The organism is Nocardioides sp. Z21_20, from assembly GCF_059766585.1.
Genome location: NZ_JCBAJX010000035.1, coordinates 1 through 1,439, shown reverse-complemented (window position 1 = coordinate 1,439; position 1,439 = coordinate 1). Strand labels below are relative to the sequence as shown.

Genomic DNA, 1,439 nt, shown 5'->3' with positions numbered 1-1,439 from the left:
GGCTCATCCCAGTTGAGGGTGTAGCGGCCTTATCCGGGGTGGTCGGCGCGTCAGTGCCCGGATAGGGGTCGAGGTCTCCACAAGATGGAAGTTCTCACGCTCGCCATCTGGAAGACCTCGACGTGCCTGACGCTACCTTCGCCTGCCCCGACGTGACCAAGTTCTGCCGCCTCGACGAGCTCGGCCTCGTCGTGATCGGCCAGCGCCTCGAGCCCGATCGAGCCGTCCTCGCGTGTCGGGTTCTCGAACCTGACCAGTGGTGCCGACGCTGCGGCTGCGAAGGGCGCCCACGCGACACCGTGACCCGGACCTTGGCCCACGAACCACTCGGCTGGCGTCCGACCACGCTGGTCGTGACGATCCGTCGCTACCGGTGCGCCGACTGCGGGCACGTGTGGCGCCAAGACACCACCCGGGCCGCCGAACCGCGAGCGAAGCTCTCTCGCCGCGGGCTGCGGTGGGCACTCGAGGCGATCGTGGTGCAGCACCTCACCGTTGCCCGCGTCGCCGACGGCCTCGGGGTCGCGTGGGACACCGCGAACGACGCCGTCCTGGCCGAAGGCAGACGGGTGCTGATCGAGGATCCCGCTCGCTTCGATGGCGTCAGGGTCCTCGGCGTCGATGAGCACGTGTGGCGCCACACCAGGCGCGGCGACAAGTACGTCACGGTGATCATCGACCTGACGCCGATCCGTGACGGCACCGGTCCGGCCCGGTTGCTGGACATGGTCGAGGGTCGCTCGAAGCAGGCGTTCAAGACCTGGCTCGCGGCCCGCCCGCAGGCCTGGCGCGACGGTGTGGAGGTGGTCGCGATGGACGGGTTCACCGGCTTCAAGAGCGCCGCCACCGAGGAACTACCCGACGCGGTGACGGTGATGGATCCCTTCCACGTCGTCCGTCTAGCTGGCGATGCCCTGGACCGCTGCCGCAGGCGGGTCCAGCAGAACCTGCACGGCCACCGGGGCCGCAAGAATGACCCGCTGTACAAGTCGCGCCGCACGCTGCACACCGGCGCCGCCCTGCTGACCGACAAGCAGCGGCACCGGTTGAGCGACCTGTTCGCCACCGACGGCCATGTCGAGGTCGAGGCGACCTGGGGCATCTATCAGCGGATGATCGGTGCTTACCGCGAGCCCGACCGCGTCCTGGGGCGCGCACTGATGGAGAAGCTCATTGCTTCGGTCAGCACCGGTGTCCCGAAGGCGCTCGTCGAGGTCACCACGCTGGGCAAGACGCTGACCAAGCGCGCCGTCGACGTCCTGGCCTACTTCGACCGACCTGGCTCATCGAACGGCCCCACCGAGGCGATCAACGGCCGGCTCGAACACCTCCGCGGATCAGCCCTCGGTTTCCGCAACCTGACCAACTACATCGCCAGGGCACTGCTCGAGACCGGCGGGTTCAGACCACGACTCCTACACCCTCGATTGGGATGAGCC

The 1,439-nt window shown here is 68.4% G+C and carries 1 protein-coding gene; it reads left to right on the top strand.

Translation table 11 applies throughout. The features are described 5' to 3' along the window. Positions 1 to 122: 122 nt before the first annotated feature. The gene (locus tag AC6EH9_RS20035; RefSeq protein WP_498425449.1) at positions 123 to 1,436 is read left to right on the top strand and encodes an ISL3 family transposase; all 1,314 of its coding nucleotides are present in this window, start codon (positions 123 to 125) and stop codon (positions 1,434 to 1,436) included. The last annotated feature ends 3 nt before the right edge of the window (positions 1,437 to 1,439 follow it).